The following is a 14,329-nucleotide window of genomic DNA, read 5'->3' as shown; positions in this document are numbered from 1 at the left end:
GAGTACGGCCCCGCCGCGCGCGGCGGCCCGGGTCAGAGGCGGATGCCCAGCAGCGCGTCCACCGCCGCGGCCACCAGTCCCGGCGCCGCGGCGTCCGGGCCGCCGTAATCCAACGCCTGCTGCGCCCAACTGTCCACCGCGGCAAGGGCTTTCGGGGTATCGAGGTCGTCGGCCAGATGCCGGCGCAGCCGCGCCACCGTGTCCTGCGCGGCCGGGCCCGACGCCAGCGCCACCGCGCGCTGCCAGCGGTCCAGCCGCGCCAGCGCCTCGGCCAGCACCTGATCGTTCCACTCCCGGTCCTGCCGGTAGTGCCCGGCGAACAGGCCCAGCCGGATCGCCGCGGGATCCACCCCCGCACGCCGCAGCCGCGACACGAACACCAGATTGCCGCGCGACTTCGACATCTTCTCCCCCTCCAGCGCGATCAGGCCCGCATGCACGTAATGGCGCGCGAACCGCCGGCCCGCCACCAGCGCCTCGGCGTGCGCGGCCGAATACTCGTGATGCGGATACATCAGGTCGCTGCCGCCGCCCTGGATGTCGAACTCCGGCCCGATCCGGTTCAGCGCGATCGCCGCGCACTCGATATGCCAGCCCGGCCGCCCCGCCCCGAACGGCGCCGGCCACGACGGCTCACCCGGGCGCGCCATCCGCCACAACAGGGCATCGATCGGATCGCGTTTGCCCGGCCGCGCCGGATCACCGCCGCGCTCGGCGAACAACCGCGCCATCGTCTCCCGGTCGTAGCCCGACTCGTAGCCGAACTGCTCGGTCGCGTCGTGACGGAAATACACATCCGGATATTCGGCGTCCTCGACGACATACGCCGCCCCCGACGCGAGCAGCTTGTCCACCAGCTCCACCACTTCGCCGATCGACTCCACCGCGCCGATGTAGTCGCGCGGCGGCACCACCCGCAGCGCCGCCATGTCCTCGCGGAACAACGCGATCTCGCGAGCGCCCAGCTCCCGCCAGTCCAGGCCGTCGCGGTCGGCGCGCTCGAACAACGGATCGTCCACATCGGTGACGTTCTGCACGTAATGCACCCGATGCCCGCTATCGCGCAGCACCCGGTGCACCAGATCGAACGTCAGATACGTCGCGGCGTGACCGAGATGGGTCGCGTCATAGGGCGTGATGCCGCAGACGTACATGGTGGCGGTCGCGCCCGGCGTCACCGGGCGCACCTGCCGATCGGCGGTGTCGAACAACCGCAACGGCGGTCCGGATCCGGGAACGGCGGGCACATCGATATCGGACCAGGACTGCATGATTCGAGAGTAAAGGTGCCCGCCCCCGGCCCCGGCGGCGACCCCGCGCCGCGCTCGCCCGCGACACCCCCGCACACCCGGCACGACCTGCGCCGACGCGGCCGCTGCCAAAAGTCAACGGTTGCAATGAGGCAGCGTGGAACGCGCGGTCAGAACGCCGGCCACGGAATCGGGCGCGCGCTCACCGGCAACGGCATCACCGGATCGGTCAGCAACCGCCGCCCGCGCGCGGCCAGCGCCTCGATCTCCGCGTCGGTCAGATGCGCCGACAGCTCATCGCCCAGCTCACCCGGCAGCGCCTTGACGAACGTGCCGATATCGTCCAGCAACTCCGCCTCCACCGGCTCCCCGGCCCACCCCCACAGCACCGTGCGCAACTTCGGCTCGGCGTGCAGGCAGATCCCGTGATCGACCCCGTACACGCCGCCGTCGACCCCCTCGAGGGCGTGCCCGCCCTTGCGGTCGGCGTTGTTGAGCAGCACATCCAGCACCGCCATGCGCCGCAGCCGCGGATCGTCGGCATGCACCAGCGACACCTCCTCGCCGGTGCCGTCGACCGCGCGCAACACCTCCCGGAACCCGGCGGGCACCGCGTCCGGCGGCACCAGATCCACCAGATCCGGCCGCCCCGACCCGCCGTACTGGGTATCCACCGACTCCACCCAGCGCTGCACCATGCCCGGACCCAGCGGGCCCTCCCGCAGAATCGTCTCCGGGATCACCCCCCAGCCCAGCGCCTGCGACACCCGATACGACGCCACCTCGCGCCCGGCCAGCGTGCCGTCCGGGAAATCCCACAGCGGCCGCTCCCCGCGCACCGGTTTGTACACCACGCGCAACGACGCATCGACTGCCGCGAGATGCTCCGAGGCCGTGCGCCCGTCGGTGCGCACCGAACCGTCGGCGCCGATCTCGCACACCAAGGTCAGGTTACTGGCGGTGCTCACCCGCCCCAGTACCGACAGATCACCGGTGTGGAACGGGTCGCCGGCGCCACCGTCGGTACTCACCGGCTCATTCCTCCAGATCCGCCGCGCCGAAGATGTCGCCGCGCTTGTAGCCGTTGGTGCGTACGCACATGTGCCCCTTGGTCGACAGCGGTTCCCCGCACAGCGGGCACGGCGGCCGGCCGGCGGCGATCACCTTCGTCGACCGCAACGCGAATTCCCGCGCCTGGGAAGGCGTGAGGAACACCCGCACCGCGTCCGGGCCTTCCTCGGTGTCGTCGAGCACCACCGACTCGTCGACCTCGGTCTCGGTGATCGCCAGCAACTCCACCACCACCGCGCCCGCGTCGGCGTCCCAGCCCAGACCCATTGTGCCGACCCGGAATTCGGCGTCCAGCGGCATCTGCAACGGGTCGGTGTCGTTGACCTCGGCCGCCTGCGGCGGCACCTCGGCGCCGAACCGCCGCGCCACCTCGTCCAGTAACAGCCCCATCCGATCGGCGAGCACCTTGACCTGCTGCTTCTCCAGCAGCACGCTCACCACCCGGGGCTCCTCCACGGCTTGCAGGTAGAAGGAGCGATCGCCTGGCTCACCGACTGTTCCGGCCACGAAACGGTCGGGGGTGCGAAACACATGGATTGCTCGGGCCATCTGCACCTCCTGAAACCGACTGCACTACTCACTACGAGAATCGGGGGCTCCCGCATTCCCATTATCCGTACTCGCCGCGGTCGCGCCCGTCGCGTCGACGGGCCCGACCTCGCCGCCGGGCACCGGACCCGCCCGCTCACTCGCTCGTTGCTCCACTGTTGCCGCCAGCGCCGACAGATCGGTGCCGGTGTCGTTGACCCGCCACACGTAGGGCGCGGCGGGCGTATAACGCACCACGCTCAGCGACGCGGGTTCAACCACGATGCGCTGGAACCCGTCCAGATGGATCCCGAACGCGTCGGCCAGCACCGACTTGATCACGTCGCCGTGCGTACACGCCACCCACAGCACGTCGCGCCCGTGTTGCTCGGCGAGGGCGCGGTCGTGCTCGCGAACGGCGGCCACGGCACGATACTGCACCTGCGCCAGCCCCTCTCCGGCGGGGAACACCGCGCCGGAGGCATGCCGCTGCACCACCTTCCACAGCGGCTCGGACACCAGCTCGGCGATCTTGCGGCCGGTCCACTCGCCGTAATCGACCTCGAGCAGCCGCGGCTCGGCCACCGGCTCCAGGCCCAGCTTCTCCGCCAGCGGCGCCACCGTCCGCTCACAGCGCAACAGCGGCGAATGCACCACGCGGGCGATCGGCAGCGCCGCCAGCCGCTGCGCCACGCCCTGGGCCTGCTCGCGGCCCCGGTCGGTGAGATCGACACCCGGGCTGCGACCGGCCAGGGTCGCGGCGGTATTCGAGGTCGACACGCCGTGCCGCAGCAGGATCACCGTCATGTAATCCAGCCTAGTGGTGCGCGCGGGCGGGCCGCGCGCGGTGAGCGGACGGTCACGTCGCCGACACCACGCCCCCGGCCAGCAGGCCCAGCAGCACCAGCCCCAGCACGATCCGGTAGCCGACGAACCAGTTCAGCGAATGCCGGGCCACGAACTTCAGCAGCCACGCCACCGACGCGTAGCCCAGCACGAACGACACCACCGTCGCCACCAGCAACTGCGGGCCCGACGCGGTGAGTCCCTCCCCGGCCGGTTCGAACGCGTCGGGCAGGCTGAACAACCCCGACGCCACCACCGCCGGAATCGCCAGCAGGAACGAGAACCGCACCGCCGCCTCCCGGGTCAGGCCGATGAACAGCCCCGCCGAGGACGTCGCCCCCGACCGCGACACCCCCGGGATCAGCGCCAGGCACTGCGCGAAACCCATCACCAGCCCGTCGCGGGTCGTGAGCTGCTCGAGCGGGCGGCGCTGGCTGCTGTAATACTCCGCGGCCGCGATCACCAGCGCGAACACGATCAGCATCGTCGAGATCAGCCACAGGTTGCGCGCGCCGGTGCGGATCGCGTCCTTGAACACGAAACCCAGCACCCCGATCGGGATCGTCGCGATGATCACATACCAGCCGATGCGGTAATCCAGTTCGCGCTGCGCGTCCGGATCGAGCACCGGCGCGGGCGGCGGCCCCCCGGCGTAGACCGGCAGCTGCGTGGTGACCTGCTCGGCCAGTGGCACCCGCTGCTCGGCGCGGCCGGTGACCCGCAGATACACCGTGCCGAACCAGGCGCACAGGATGCGCCAGATGTCCTTGGCGAAATACACCAGCACCGCGGCCTCGGTGCCCAGCTGGGTCACCGCGGTGAACGACGCGCCCGCGTCGTCGCCGAAGAACACCCCCGACACGATGCGCATATGCGCCGACGACGAGATCGGCAGGAACTCCGTCAGCCCCTGCACCGCGCCCAGTATCAGCGCCTGCACCCACGTCATCGACGCGCCCACGCCACCTCCATCACGACCGGATCCGTTGCCGCCGGGCGTGATCGGTGCCCGGCGAAGTCCGGCAGCGACCCTACCCGCCGCCGCGCCCGCTGTCCGAGCTGGTGTCGTGCGCGCTGCTCGCGACCGGTGCCCGCGGCACGGCGCGGCGGTTCGGGGTGCCGTACCCGGACTCGAAGCGGTTGGGGCCCTAGGCTCTTGCGTGTGAAGGAAGCACGGGCACTGTGATGGAACAGCGGGCGGTGGGGCGCAGCGGCTTACGGGTCTCCCGGATGGGACTGGCCACGCACACCTGGGGCAAGGAGACCGACGCCGACGAGGCGGCGGTGCAGCTGGTGGCGTTCGTCGAGGCGGGCGGCACCCTCGTCGACACCTCACCGGCCTACCACGGCGGCGGCGCGCAACGCGTCCTCGGCGGGCTCGTCGGCGAACTGGTCCCGCGCGACGACCTGGTCCTGAGCGGCTGTGCCGGGCTGGCCGCGGTGACCGGCGCGACCGACCCCGCCGGCGCGCCCGCCACCGAGGTGCGCTGGACCGTCGACGCGTCGCGGCGCACCCTCATGCGCCAGCTCGACCGCACCCTCGCCGACCTCGGCACCGACTACCTCGACCTGTGGAGCGTCGCGGCCTGGGACCCGCGCACCCCGCTCGAGGAGATCGCCACCACCGTCGAATACGCGGTGCGCTCCGGGCGGGTGCGCTATGCCGGAGTGCGCGGCCACAACGCCTGGCAGCTCGCCACCCTGGCGTCGGCGGCGCCGATCACCGCCGCGCAACTGCCGTACTCGCTGCTGGCCCGCGGCCTCGAACACGACGTCGTGCCCGCCGCCGGACATCACGGGATCGGGCTGATCGCGTCCGCGCCGCTGGCCGGGGGCATCCTCACCGGCAAATACCGCGACGGCGTGCCCGCCGACTCGCGCGGCGCCGACGAGGACACCGCCGCGGAGATCCGCGAGCGTCTCGATGACCACGCCGCCCGCGTCGTCGACGCCCTCGTCACCGCCGGCGACGGGCTGGGCACCTCGCCGCTGGCGGTGGCGCTGGCCTGGATCCGCGACCGGCCCGGCGTCGCCAGCATGGTCGTCGGCGCCCGCGACATCGCCCAGCTCACCGGCATTCTCGCCGCCGAGACCCTGGAACTGCCGCGCGCCATCGCCGCGGCCCTCGACGACGTCAGCGGCGGCTGAGCGGCGGCCCGATCACACCCGCCGCCCGGCACCTCTTAGGCTTGCCTACATGAGCAGCCCCGACCGACCGGCTCGCACCACCGCCGCCCGCGCGGCGGCATTCGCCGGTGCGCCGCGGCTCCCCGCGCGGCGCGCTCCGGCGGCCCGGATCCTGCTGGCCGTGCTCGCCCTCGCGCTGACCGCCGGGGTCACCGCGTGCGCGGGCACCACCACCGGCACCGGGCACGGCCCCGCCACCGCGACCCTGGACCAGCTGGACCCCGTGCCGATCGGTCCCGCGCCCGCCCCCGTCCTGCCCGCGACGGTGCGGTCGTTCGACGGCAGCGACGTGACCGTCACCGACGCCTCCCGCATCGTCGCCGTCGACCGTTACGGCACCCTCGCCCAGACCGTGTGGGCGCTGGGCCTGGGCGCGAATCTGGTCGGGCGCTCCACCACCGCGTCGTTCCCCGCCGTGCGGCAGGTGCCCAACGTCGCCGGCGGCAGCGGCAGCATCAACGTGGAAGCCGTTGCCGCACAACGGCCCACGGTGTTTCTCACCGACACCGTCAGCGCCACGCCCACCATGCGTGATCAGCTCAAAGCGCTCGGCATCACCGTCGTCTACTTCGACCCCGACCGCGGCCTCGACGATGTCGGGCCGCAGATCGAGGCCGTCGCCGCCGCGCTCGGCGTCCCCGAGCCAGGCCGCCGGCTCGCCCAGCGCACCGCCGACGAGATCGCCGCCGCCACCGCGTCGGTGCCGCACCAGGATCCGCCGCTGAAAATGGCGTTCCTATATCTGCGCAGCACCGCGATCACCATGATGGCCGGGCCCGGGTCGGGCGCCGACACACTGGTCACCGCACTGGGCGGCACAGACGCCGGGACCGCCGCGGGACTGACAGAACCCTTCACCGCCATCACCAGCGAGGCCATGATCGCCGCCTCGCCCGACGTGTTCCTGGTCATGACCGACGGGCTGAAATCCATCGGCGGCGTCGACGGGCTCACCAAGCTTCCCGGCGTCGCCCAGACCCCCGCCGGGCGCGACCAGCGCGTCGTCGACATGTCCGACGCCGCCCTGCTCAGCTTCGGGCCCAACACCGGCCACGTCCTCGCCGCCCTGCGCGACGCGATCTACTCCCCGCACGCCGCATGAGCGGCTCTGGCACACCCGTCGGCGAGGGAGCGGACGAGCCGGACAATCCCGCCGCCACCTCGACGGACACGCCCGCCCAGGACATGAACGAGCCTGCCCAGGACCCGACCGACCGCAGCCGTGCCGCCGGAATCGCTGCGCCAGCGAGCAATTCGAACGGCACCGTCTCCGGCGCTCCACCGGCTACAGCGCGCGCAGTACCCGCGGCACCGGACATCGCGGACCGCGACGCCGCGCCGACCGGCCCGTCGATCACCGCGTCCACCCAGCGATGCAGCCGTGACTCGAAGTCGGAATCCGGTTCCTCCCAGGAGGACTGGGTGCCCGCCGCGTCAACGACCGGACGCCAACCGGGCACCGCAGTGCCCGCCAGCACCGCAGCGGCGGCCGGAGCCGGAGCAGCGGCCGGAGCCGGAGCAGCGGGCGGAGCCGGAGCAGCGGGCGGAACTGGGGCGACGGGCGGAGCCGGGCCTCGCACGCGGCGATGGTCGAAGATCTCGATCGTGTTCACCGTGTCGGTGGTGCTGCTGGTCCTGCTCGCCATGTACTCCGCCGCGGTCGGGCAGGTGCCGACCACACCCCTGGAAGTGGCGGGCAGCGTGCTGCACAAGATCGGCCTGGAGTGGGGCCCGCTCCCGGCGCATCCCGCCGGCGAGGTGACGCTGTGGCAGGTGCGGTTCCCGCGCGTGGTGATGGCCGCGCTCGTCGGGGCCGCGCTGGCCACCGCCGGGGCGCTACTCCAGGGAGTGTTCGCCAACCCGCTCGCCGAACCCGGCGTGATCGGCGTGTCGGCCGGTGCGGCGGTCGGGGCGGGCATCGTCATCGTCGCGGGCGGGGCGTTCGCGGCGGCGTGGTCGGTGGCCGGGGGTGCGTTCGTCGCCGGGCTGGGCACGACACTGCTGGTGTATCTGCTGTCGCGGTCGGGCGGGCGCACCGAGACCGTCACCCTCGTGCTCACCGGCGTCGCGGTCAACGCGTTCGCCGGTGGACTGATGGCGTTCCTGCTGTTCACCGCCTCCCCGCAGGCACGAGACCAGATCGTGTTCTGGCAATTGGGCAGCCTCAACGGCGCCACCTGGCAGTCGGTGGCCGTGGTCGCGCCGCTCACCGCGCTCGGTCTCGCCGCCGCCGTGGCGATGGCGCCCCGGCTGGACCTGCTCGCACTCGGCGAATCCGCCGCCCGCCACCTCGGCGTGGACGTGGAACGGCTGCGCCGCAACGTCATCGTCGCCGTCGCGATCCTCGCCACCGCCGGCGTCGCGTTCACCGGCATCATCCTGTTCGTCGGCCTCATCGTGCCGCACCTGGTCCGCATGCTCGTCGGCCCCGCCCACCGCGTCCTGATCCCCCTGTCCGCGCTGATCGGCGCGATCATCCTGCTGGCCGCCGACGTCGGCGCCCGCACCCTCGTCACCAACGCCGACCTCCCCCTGGGCATCCTCACCTCCCTCATCGGCGGCCCCTTCTTCTTCTGGCTCCTACGCCGCACCCGCGCCCGCGCAGGAGGCTGGGCATGAACACCATCGACGCGTCGAGTGGGTGCGGGGTCGTCGGCGCAACCACCACCGGCAGCGCACTGGACCCGACCCTTGCGGTCGGGGCAGGCGGCAAGTGGGCGGGAGGGGTGCTGTGACCGGGGTAATGCGCAGTGTGGCAAAGGTTTTCGTGCGGGAGCACGGGATGCCGAAGGTGCCGGGGGCGGGGGCGGTCACGCTGCGGGCGCGGCAGGTCGGTGTCGAGCGCGGGGGTGGGCGGCGCGTGCTCGACGAGGTGGATCTGGATGTGGTGGCCGGGCAGATCCTGGCGTTGGTCGGGCCGAACGGGGCGGGGAAGTCGACGTTGCTCGGGGCATTGTCCGGGGAACTCGAACTCGCCGACGGCACTGTGGAACTCGACGGACGGCCGGTCGCGCGCTGGGCGCCGGTCGACATGGCCCGCCGCCGCGCCGTGCTGCCGCAGACCCACACCGTCGGCTTCCCGTTCACCGCCCGCGAGGTCGTCGCCATGGGCCGGGCGCCGTGGGCGCGCACCCTCCGCCAGGACGACGACGAGGCCGCGATCACCGCCGCGCTGGCCGCCACCGACACCGAACACCTTGCCGCACGGCCCTTCCCGGCCCTGTCCGGCGGCGAACGCGCCCGCGTCGCGCTGGCCCGCGTCCTGGCCCAGGACACCCCCACCCTGCTGCTCGACGAACCCACCGCGGCCCTGGACCTCGGCCACCAGGAACAGATCCTGCGCCTAGCCCGTACCCGTGCCCGCGACGGCGCCGCGGTCGTGATCGTCCTGCACGACCTCGGCATCGCCGCCGCCTACGCCGACCGCGTCGCCGTCCTGGAATCCGGCCGCCTCGCCGCCTGCGGCCCCCCACGCGACATCCTCACCACCCCCCTGCTCTCCCGCGTCTACCAACACCCGGTCGAAGTCTTCGATCACCCCCGCACCGGCGCCCAACTAGTCCTACCCGCCCGCGGCTGACCCCTCTCCCGCGCGCCGACCGGTCTCCGGCGCTGTCCCGTACGGGTGGATTCGTCTGCGAAGCCACAGGTAGCCGACGGCCACGGCGGCGAGAACGACGACATGGAACACGACGTCGTCGGTCCGTCCGCCATTGGCGACGAGGAAGAGGCCGAACAGCCACAACGCCAGCACGGCCCCGAGACAACCGTTCAGCCGATGCCGCCGGCTCCAGCCCGGTCGCGCCACCCACCGGCGCATGATCCCGGCGACAGCGGCGGCGAACACCAGTGCGGCAAGCGTCCACACCACAAACGGGGCCGCGCTCCCGATGAAAGCGACCACATACAGCATCAGCCACGCCAATCCCGCGCCGAATCCGACCACGCCGACAGTCGCAGGTTCGGGGCACCGACCCCTCGACGTGGTGGCCCACGGTCGCCGGCAGCCGGTGGCCGACCAGACCAGGGCGATCACCGCTAGGACAGCGCCGATGATCTGCACGGCAGAAAGGCGGAAGTCGGATCGAACGAGCGAGATGAAGACGAACAACACGAAGCCGACGGCGAAGACACCCCCGAAGACGCCCAGCATCGGACGCGAGAGCCAGACAATGTGTTGCTTCGCGGGAAAGAGCAGGTGCGTCAGCACGATCGGTATGACGATGCTCCACACCGCGTGGTATCCGGTGACCACGACCGCCCACATCCAGTTCACTTCGAATGCCCGCCCGTACACGGTCTCGCCGTCCATGCCTTGCGGATTGAAGATGGTCTGTAGCCCGAGCCCTTCCTCTAGTACGGCGAAGGCGAGGGCGAGCAACAACAGTCCCCAGCCGTTGAGGCCACGGCGTTGCACCGCTTCCCGCACCAACACCGCACCCGCACCGTAGAAACAGAGGATCGCAGCGACCCGCAGCGGCTGGGTGAGATAGCTGAATCGCAGTGCCGCCCCGACGATTTCGCCGATCAGCGGTGACAACATGAACAGCACCGAGACCGGCCACGCTGTCCCCGCTACCTTGGATGAGGGCCGGGGGTGGGCACGCTGGTCCGCGGATCGGCCACTACTCATCACCCTGATCGTCACCCTTGCATCATCAGAATTTCAATCGAAGCGTCAGGATCGGCGTGATCGAGCCCTTCCGCCGTCCGGCCGGCGACAGCACTGTGGGCGGGGCATGGGGCTGCCCCGCCCACAGGCGGCGTGTAAAGGGTTGTGCGGCTGGGTGTTTCGGCTCGCCTACTGGTCGGGCTGGTCGTCTTCCTCGTCCGGGCGGGCATGATCGGCGACGCCGGGGTTCGGATCCCGGGCGAGATCGATCAGCGGATGCACGCCGGCGCCCTCCGGCGCCGCGTGTTTGCCCTGGCTCGTCGGCTGCTGCGTATCCCCGTCGTTGGTCACGCTGTTCAGGTTAACGGAGCACCGTGCTCCGGTTGCAACACGCCACGCGATCATCGCCACACCAGCTTGAGCACCGCCGGGGTCAGCAGCATGCGAATCACGGTGGCGTCCAGCACCAATGCCGCGATCATCCCGTAGGCGATGTATTTCATCAGCACCAGATCCGAGAACCCGAACGCCCCGGTGACCACGATCAGGATCGCCGCGGCCGAGGTGATCACCCCGCCGGTGTGGGCGATGCCGTACCGGATCGCCTCCGCCGGCGCCGCGCCGTTGGCCCGCGCCTCGGCCATCCGCGACTGCAGGAACACCTCGTAGTCGGTGGACAGCCCGAACAGCACCGTCACGATCAGCACCAGCACCGCGAACATCAGCGGCCCGGGCGTGAAATGAAACAGCCCCGCCCCGTGCCCCTCCACGAAGATCCACGTCAAAATGCCCAGGGTCGCCCCGAGACTCAGCGCGCTGAGCACCACCGCCTTCACCGCCAGCACCAGCGACCGGAACGCCGCGTACATCAGCGCCACCGCGGCGAGCACCAGAATCGCCGCCAGCAGCGGCAGGCCGTCGATGAGACCGCGGATGGCGTCGCGTTCCAGCGCCGGCACGCCCGCGACCATCACCCGCACCCCCGGCGGTTCGTCGATCGCGCGCAGCGCCGCGATCGCCGCGTCGGCGTCGCGCTCGTCCACCAGCCCGGTGGCCAGCACGTTCACCCCGTTGGTGGTCGGCGCGGTCGCCTCGAACGGCCCGGTCAGGCCCGGCACGAAATTGGCCTGGAACCGGATATCGGACAGCTGCTGGGCATCGGCGCCCACCACCACCAATTTCAGTGGCTCGGTACGGAATTCGGGGAACAGGGCGTCGAACTTCTCCTGTGCCACCCGTGCCGGGGCGTCCTCGGCCAGATAGCGTTCGCTCAACCCGCCGAAGGCGATGTGGCGGAACGGGATCAGCAGCGCGAGCAATGCCAGCACCACCGGCACGATCACCCGCGCCGGGCGGCGCATCGCGAAACTCGCCAGCCGCGAGAAGAATCCGTCGTCGACCTGCTCGGCGGTGCGGATGCCGGCGAACCGGCCCCACCCCCACAGATCGATGCGCCGCCCCACGATGCTCAGCGCCGCCGGCAGCGCCGTCACCGACAGCAGCGCCGCCAGCAGCACCGAGCTGATGCCGCCGTAGGGCACCGAGCGCAGCACCCCGTTCGGGTAGATGAACAGCGCGCCCAGGCTCACCGCGATGATCGCCGCCGAGAACAGCACCGTGCGTCCCGCGGTGGCGACCGTGCGGGCGGTGGCGTCCTCCACGCTGCGGCCCGCCGCCAACTCCTCCCGGAACCGGGTCACCGCGAACAGCCCGTAATCGATGGCCAGGCCCAGGCTGACCAGGGTCACCACCGCGCTGGCGAACACGTTGACGTCGATGTAGCCGGTCAGCAGCCGCATCATGCCCTGGCTGCCCAGGATCGTCATGCCGCCGATCAGCACCGGCAGCAGCGCCCCCACCACGCCGCCGAACACGAAATACAGCAGCACCGCCACCAGCGGCAGCGCGATCAGCTCGGCGCGGTGGATGTCGCGCTGCATGCCGATATTGATGCCCTCCACCACCGGTTGCAGGCCCGCCAGCTGCACCGTCGTCCCGCCCGGCCCGCCGCCGTCGACCCCGGCCGCCAGATCGTCCTGGACGGCGAGATAGTTGTTCACCGATTCGGTGTCCTCGCCGCGCAGCCCGATGCTGGCGAAGGCGTGCGTGCGGGAGGCGTCGGCGAACTGGCCCATCATCGAGCCGTCGAAGTAGCTGTCGATCTTCTGGATGCGGTCGGGGTACGTCGCCTGCAGCCGCGCCAGCGCCGTCGTGACCGCGGCGCGCACCGGCGGGTCGTCGACGGTGTGGCCGGGCGGGGCGGTGTAGAGGACGATGATGTCGGCGTCGCGGTCGCGGCCGAAGGTCTCGTCGGCGATCTTGGAGGCCACCACCGATTCGCTGTGCTCGTCGAACCAGCCGCCCTGGGTCAGCCGCTCGCCCAGGTCGCGGCCGAACCACCCCGACAGCGCGACCACGACGATCGCGACGGCCAGCACCACATACCGGTGACGGTGCACGAACCGGCCCCACCGCATCGAGAACTGCTGCGCCACAGCCGGACTCAGCCGCAGGCCGCGGTCTTGTAGTCCGCCGAGCGCAGGATTCCGCACAGGTCGGTGCGGGAGATCTTCCAGGCGCCGTCCTTGTCGACGAAATGCACGATGGTGGTGCGCACGTTGGCGCCGGTGCCGTCCTTGTCCAGGCGCATGGTGGCGGTGAGGGTGCCGTCGCGGTTGTCGAACACCGGGTCGGTGACGCCGTAGACGGCGTGCGGGTTGTCCTGCATCGCGCGGTACATGTCGGGGATGGCGTCCTTGAACGCCTCGCCGTCCTCGATCAGGGCGGTGCGGTCGCTGTCGGGCAGTGACGGGTCCAGCGCGCGCTTGATCTGCGTGTCGAGTTCGGCGGCGGTGGGAATCGGCGGGCGCAGGGCACGGCTGGTCGCGGCGGCCTGCGACGACGAGGTCAGGGCGGCGTAGGCGGAGGACCGCGCCGCGGCGACCGAGTCCTCGTCCGTGTCGTTACCGCACGCCCCCGCCAGCACGGTCAGTGCCACCAGCGGCAGCAGCGCCGCTGCCGATCGTCGCAATGCCATCTGCATCCTCACCGTCGTCGAAAGTTACCGGTAGTTCTCCTACAGTCTGTCATGCGCCGCGCCAGGCACCGCGCATCTCGGGCCCGCCGACGGAAGGTGTTGGCGCGCAAGGAGTTACCGGCCGTCGAGGGCGGCGCCGAGGCGGCCGAGCAGCGCGCGGACGGTGGTGGCGGCGCGGTCGGCGGCAGGTGCCGGGGTGGCGGTGGCGATCAGGTCGCGCACCGCGGCGACGACGCTGCGCTCGTCACCGAGGTCGATATCGGTGACGCCCGCCGCGGCGACGGCCACCACGTCCTCCGGGCCGGGAACCGTAGTGGCGCGGGCGGAGTCGGCGCGGTAGATCTCGAGAGACAGGGTGGCCCCGACCGTGCGGAAGGCGAACGAGCGCCCGTCGCCGGTCACGCCGAACCCGTGCGCGAACGGACCGACGGTAACGTCTTCGACGATGAATCCAGACATATGGTCTGTTTTCAACGCGGTCTCCCTGGCTCGGCGGCGATGCACTGTCCACGGTAACCCGCCGGTACGACAGAATGGCACGGCCGTCCCTGACGTGTCGCCGAAAGGCGATGCCCGGGAAAGACCCCGGCGCGCGGCGGCCGTCCGCGACCATGGTCAGATGAGGACGCACGCATGAATCGTCGGTAGTCGGTGCGAGTGAGGAGTTCGGGGCATGGGTGGTGGCGGCAACCGGCCGGCCGGTGGGATGTGGCGGGGAGGGCCCGTGGCGCTCGCCGCCGCCGTCGCGGTGGCCGCCGTCGCGGGCTGCTCGTCCGCGGGCGAGGACAAGGCCGCCAC

At 71.5% G+C, this 14,329-nt stretch carries 14 protein-coding genes; 4 read left to right on the top strand and 10 right to left on the bottom strand.

All coding sequences use genetic code 11. The features are described 5' to 3' along the window. Nucleotides 1-32: 32 nt before the first annotated feature. From mshC to QH470_RS26135, 5 genes are all read right to left on the bottom strand, one after another. The gene (mshC, locus tag QH470_RS26155; RefSeq protein WP_280275001.1) at nucleotides 33-1,271 is read right to left on the bottom strand and encodes a cysteine--1-D-myo-inosityl 2-amino-2-deoxy-alpha-D-glucopyranoside ligase; all 1,239 of its coding nucleotides are present in this window, start codon (nucleotides 1,269-1,271) and stop codon (nucleotides 33-35) included. A 149-nt stretch (nucleotides 1,272-1,420) separates the two neighbouring features. Continuing rightward, nucleotides 1,421-2,281, bottom strand: a complete 861-nt coding sequence (locus QH470_RS26150) for an SCO1664 family protein (protein WP_280275000.1) — start codon at nucleotides 2,279-2,281, stop codon at nucleotides 1,421-1,423. A 4-nt stretch (nucleotides 2,282-2,285) separates the two neighbouring features. Further along, nucleotides 2,286-2,870 (bottom strand): DUF3090 domain-containing protein, encoded by a 585-nt coding sequence (locus tag QH470_RS26145; RefSeq protein ID WP_280274999.1) that lies wholly within the window; start codon nucleotides 2,868-2,870, stop codon nucleotides 2,286-2,288. Nucleotides 2,871-2,894: 24 nt separating this feature from the next. Further along, nucleotides 2,895-3,656, bottom strand: coding sequence for a histidine phosphatase family protein (locus tag QH470_RS26140; RefSeq protein WP_280274998.1), 762 nt, complete (start codon nucleotides 3,654-3,656; stop codon nucleotides 2,895-2,897). A 52-nt stretch (nucleotides 3,657-3,708) separates the two neighbouring features. Then, nucleotides 3,709-4,656 carry an undecaprenyl-diphosphate phosphatase gene (locus QH470_RS26135; RefSeq protein ID WP_280274997.1) on the bottom strand — a complete coding sequence of 316 codons (948 nt, stop codon included), beginning with the start codon at nucleotides 4,654-4,656 and terminating at the stop codon, nucleotides 3,709-3,711. Between the two features lie 224 nt (nucleotides 4,657-4,880). Between QH470_RS26135 and QH470_RS26130 the strand changes: the two genes are divergently transcribed. The 4 genes from QH470_RS26130 to QH470_RS26115 all read left to right on the top strand — a co-directional run bounded on the left by QH470_RS26130 (nucleotide 4,881) and on the right by QH470_RS26115 (nucleotide 9,462). Further along, a complete protein-coding gene (locus QH470_RS26130; RefSeq protein ID WP_280275024.1) occupies nucleotides 4,881-5,843 on the top strand; it encodes an aldo/keto reductase in 963 nt (320 codons plus the stop codon). Nucleotides 5,844-5,892: 49 nt separating this feature from the next. Beyond that, nucleotides 5,893-6,984 (top strand): heme/hemin ABC transporter substrate-binding protein, encoded by a 1,092-nt coding sequence (locus QH470_RS26125; protein ID WP_280274996.1) that lies wholly within the window; start codon nucleotides 5,893-5,895, stop codon nucleotides 6,982-6,984. A 542-nt stretch (nucleotides 6,985-7,526) separates the two neighbouring features. Beyond that, nucleotides 7,527-8,501 carry a FecCD family ABC transporter permease gene (locus QH470_RS26120; RefSeq protein ID WP_425302784.1) on the top strand — a complete coding sequence of 325 codons (975 nt, stop codon included), beginning with the start codon at nucleotides 7,527-7,529 and terminating at the stop codon, nucleotides 8,499-8,501. Between the two features lie 163 nt (nucleotides 8,502-8,664). After that, nucleotides 8,665-9,462, top strand: coding sequence for a heme ABC transporter ATP-binding protein (locus tag QH470_RS26115; protein ID WP_280274995.1), 798 nt, complete (start codon nucleotides 8,665-8,667; stop codon nucleotides 9,460-9,462). Here the strand turns inward: QH470_RS26115 and QH470_RS26110 are convergent. The 5 genes from QH470_RS26110 to QH470_RS26090 all read right to left on the bottom strand — a co-directional run bounded on the left by QH470_RS26110 (nucleotide 9,445) and on the right by QH470_RS26090 (nucleotide 13,990). Next, the gene (locus tag QH470_RS26110; protein ID WP_280274994.1) at nucleotides 9,445-10,530 is read right to left on the bottom strand and encodes a hypothetical protein; all 1,086 of its coding nucleotides are present in this window, start codon (nucleotides 10,528-10,530) and stop codon (nucleotides 9,445-9,447) included. The genes QH470_RS26115 and QH470_RS26110 overlap by 18 nt on opposite strands. A gap of 153 nt (nucleotides 10,531-10,683) precedes the next feature. Next, nucleotides 10,684-10,845 (bottom strand): hypothetical protein, encoded by a 162-nt coding sequence (locus tag QH470_RS26105; RefSeq protein WP_280274993.1) that lies wholly within the window; start codon nucleotides 10,843-10,845, stop codon nucleotides 10,684-10,686. Between the two features lie 50 nt (nucleotides 10,846-10,895). Next, nucleotides 10,896-12,971, bottom strand: coding sequence for an MMPL family transporter (locus tag QH470_RS26100; protein WP_425302783.1), 2,076 nt, complete (start codon nucleotides 12,969-12,971; stop codon nucleotides 10,896-10,898). 26 nt (nucleotides 12,972-12,997) lie between these two features. Next, nucleotides 12,998-13,531, bottom strand: a complete 534-nt coding sequence (locus QH470_RS26095) for a WKL family lipoprotein (protein ID WP_280274991.1) — start codon at nucleotides 13,529-13,531, stop codon at nucleotides 12,998-13,000. A gap of 114 nt (nucleotides 13,532-13,645) precedes the next feature. Next, nucleotides 13,646-13,990 carry a hypothetical protein gene (locus QH470_RS26090; protein WP_280274990.1) on the bottom strand — a complete coding sequence of 115 codons (345 nt, stop codon included), beginning with the start codon at nucleotides 13,988-13,990 and terminating at the stop codon, nucleotides 13,646-13,648. Nucleotides 13,991-14,329 lie beyond the last annotated feature (339 nt).

Source organism: Nocardia wallacei (assembly GCF_029868745.1).
GTDB classification, from domain to species: Bacteria; Actinomycetota; Actinomycetes; order Mycobacteriales; family Mycobacteriaceae; genus Nocardia; species Nocardia wallacei_B.
The sequence above is the reverse complement of the archived record's forward strand: the minus strand, read 5'-3'. Positions and strand labels throughout refer to the sequence as shown.

What these genes read in the sequence shown, in the direction of transcription:
- QH470_RS26100 (WP_425302783.1), bottom strand. Translation starts at nt 12,971, where the DNA reads ATGCGGTGGGGCCGGTTCGTGCACCGTCACCGGTATGTGGTGCTGGCC.
- QH470_RS26120 (WP_425302784.1), top strand. Translation starts at nt 7,527, where the DNA reads ATGTACTCCGCCGCGGTCGGGCAGGTGCCGACCACACCCCTGGAAGTG.
- QH470_RS26140 (WP_280274998.1), bottom strand. Translation starts at nt 3,656, where the DNA reads ATGACGGTGATCCTGCTGCGGCACGGCGTGTCGACCTCGAATACCGCC.
- mshC (WP_280275001.1), bottom strand. Translation starts at nt 1,271, where the DNA reads ATGCAGTCCTGGTCCGATATCGATGTGCCCGCCGTTCCCGGATCCGGA.
- QH470_RS26145 (WP_280274999.1), bottom strand. Translation starts at nt 2,870, where the DNA reads ATGGCCCGAGCAATCCATGTGTTTCGCACCCCCGACCGTTTCGTGGCC.
- QH470_RS26130 (WP_280275024.1), top strand. Translation starts at nt 4,881, where the DNA reads ATGGAACAGCGGGCGGTGGGGCGCAGCGGCTTACGGGTCTCCCGGATG.
- QH470_RS26090 (WP_280274990.1), bottom strand. Translation starts at nt 13,990, where the DNA reads ATGTCTGGATTCATCGTCGAAGACGTTACCGTCGGTCCGTTCGCGCAC.
- QH470_RS26095 (WP_280274991.1), bottom strand. Translation starts at nt 13,531, where the DNA reads ATGGCATTGCGACGATCGGCAGCGGCGCTGCTGCCGCTGGTGGCACTG.
- QH470_RS26125 (WP_280274996.1), top strand. Translation starts at nt 5,893, where the DNA reads ATGAGCAGCCCCGACCGACCGGCTCGCACCACCGCCGCCCGCGCGGCG.
- QH470_RS26115 (WP_280274995.1), top strand. Translation starts at nt 8,665, where the DNA reads ATGCCGAAGGTGCCGGGGGCGGGGGCGGTCACGCTGCGGGCGCGGCAG.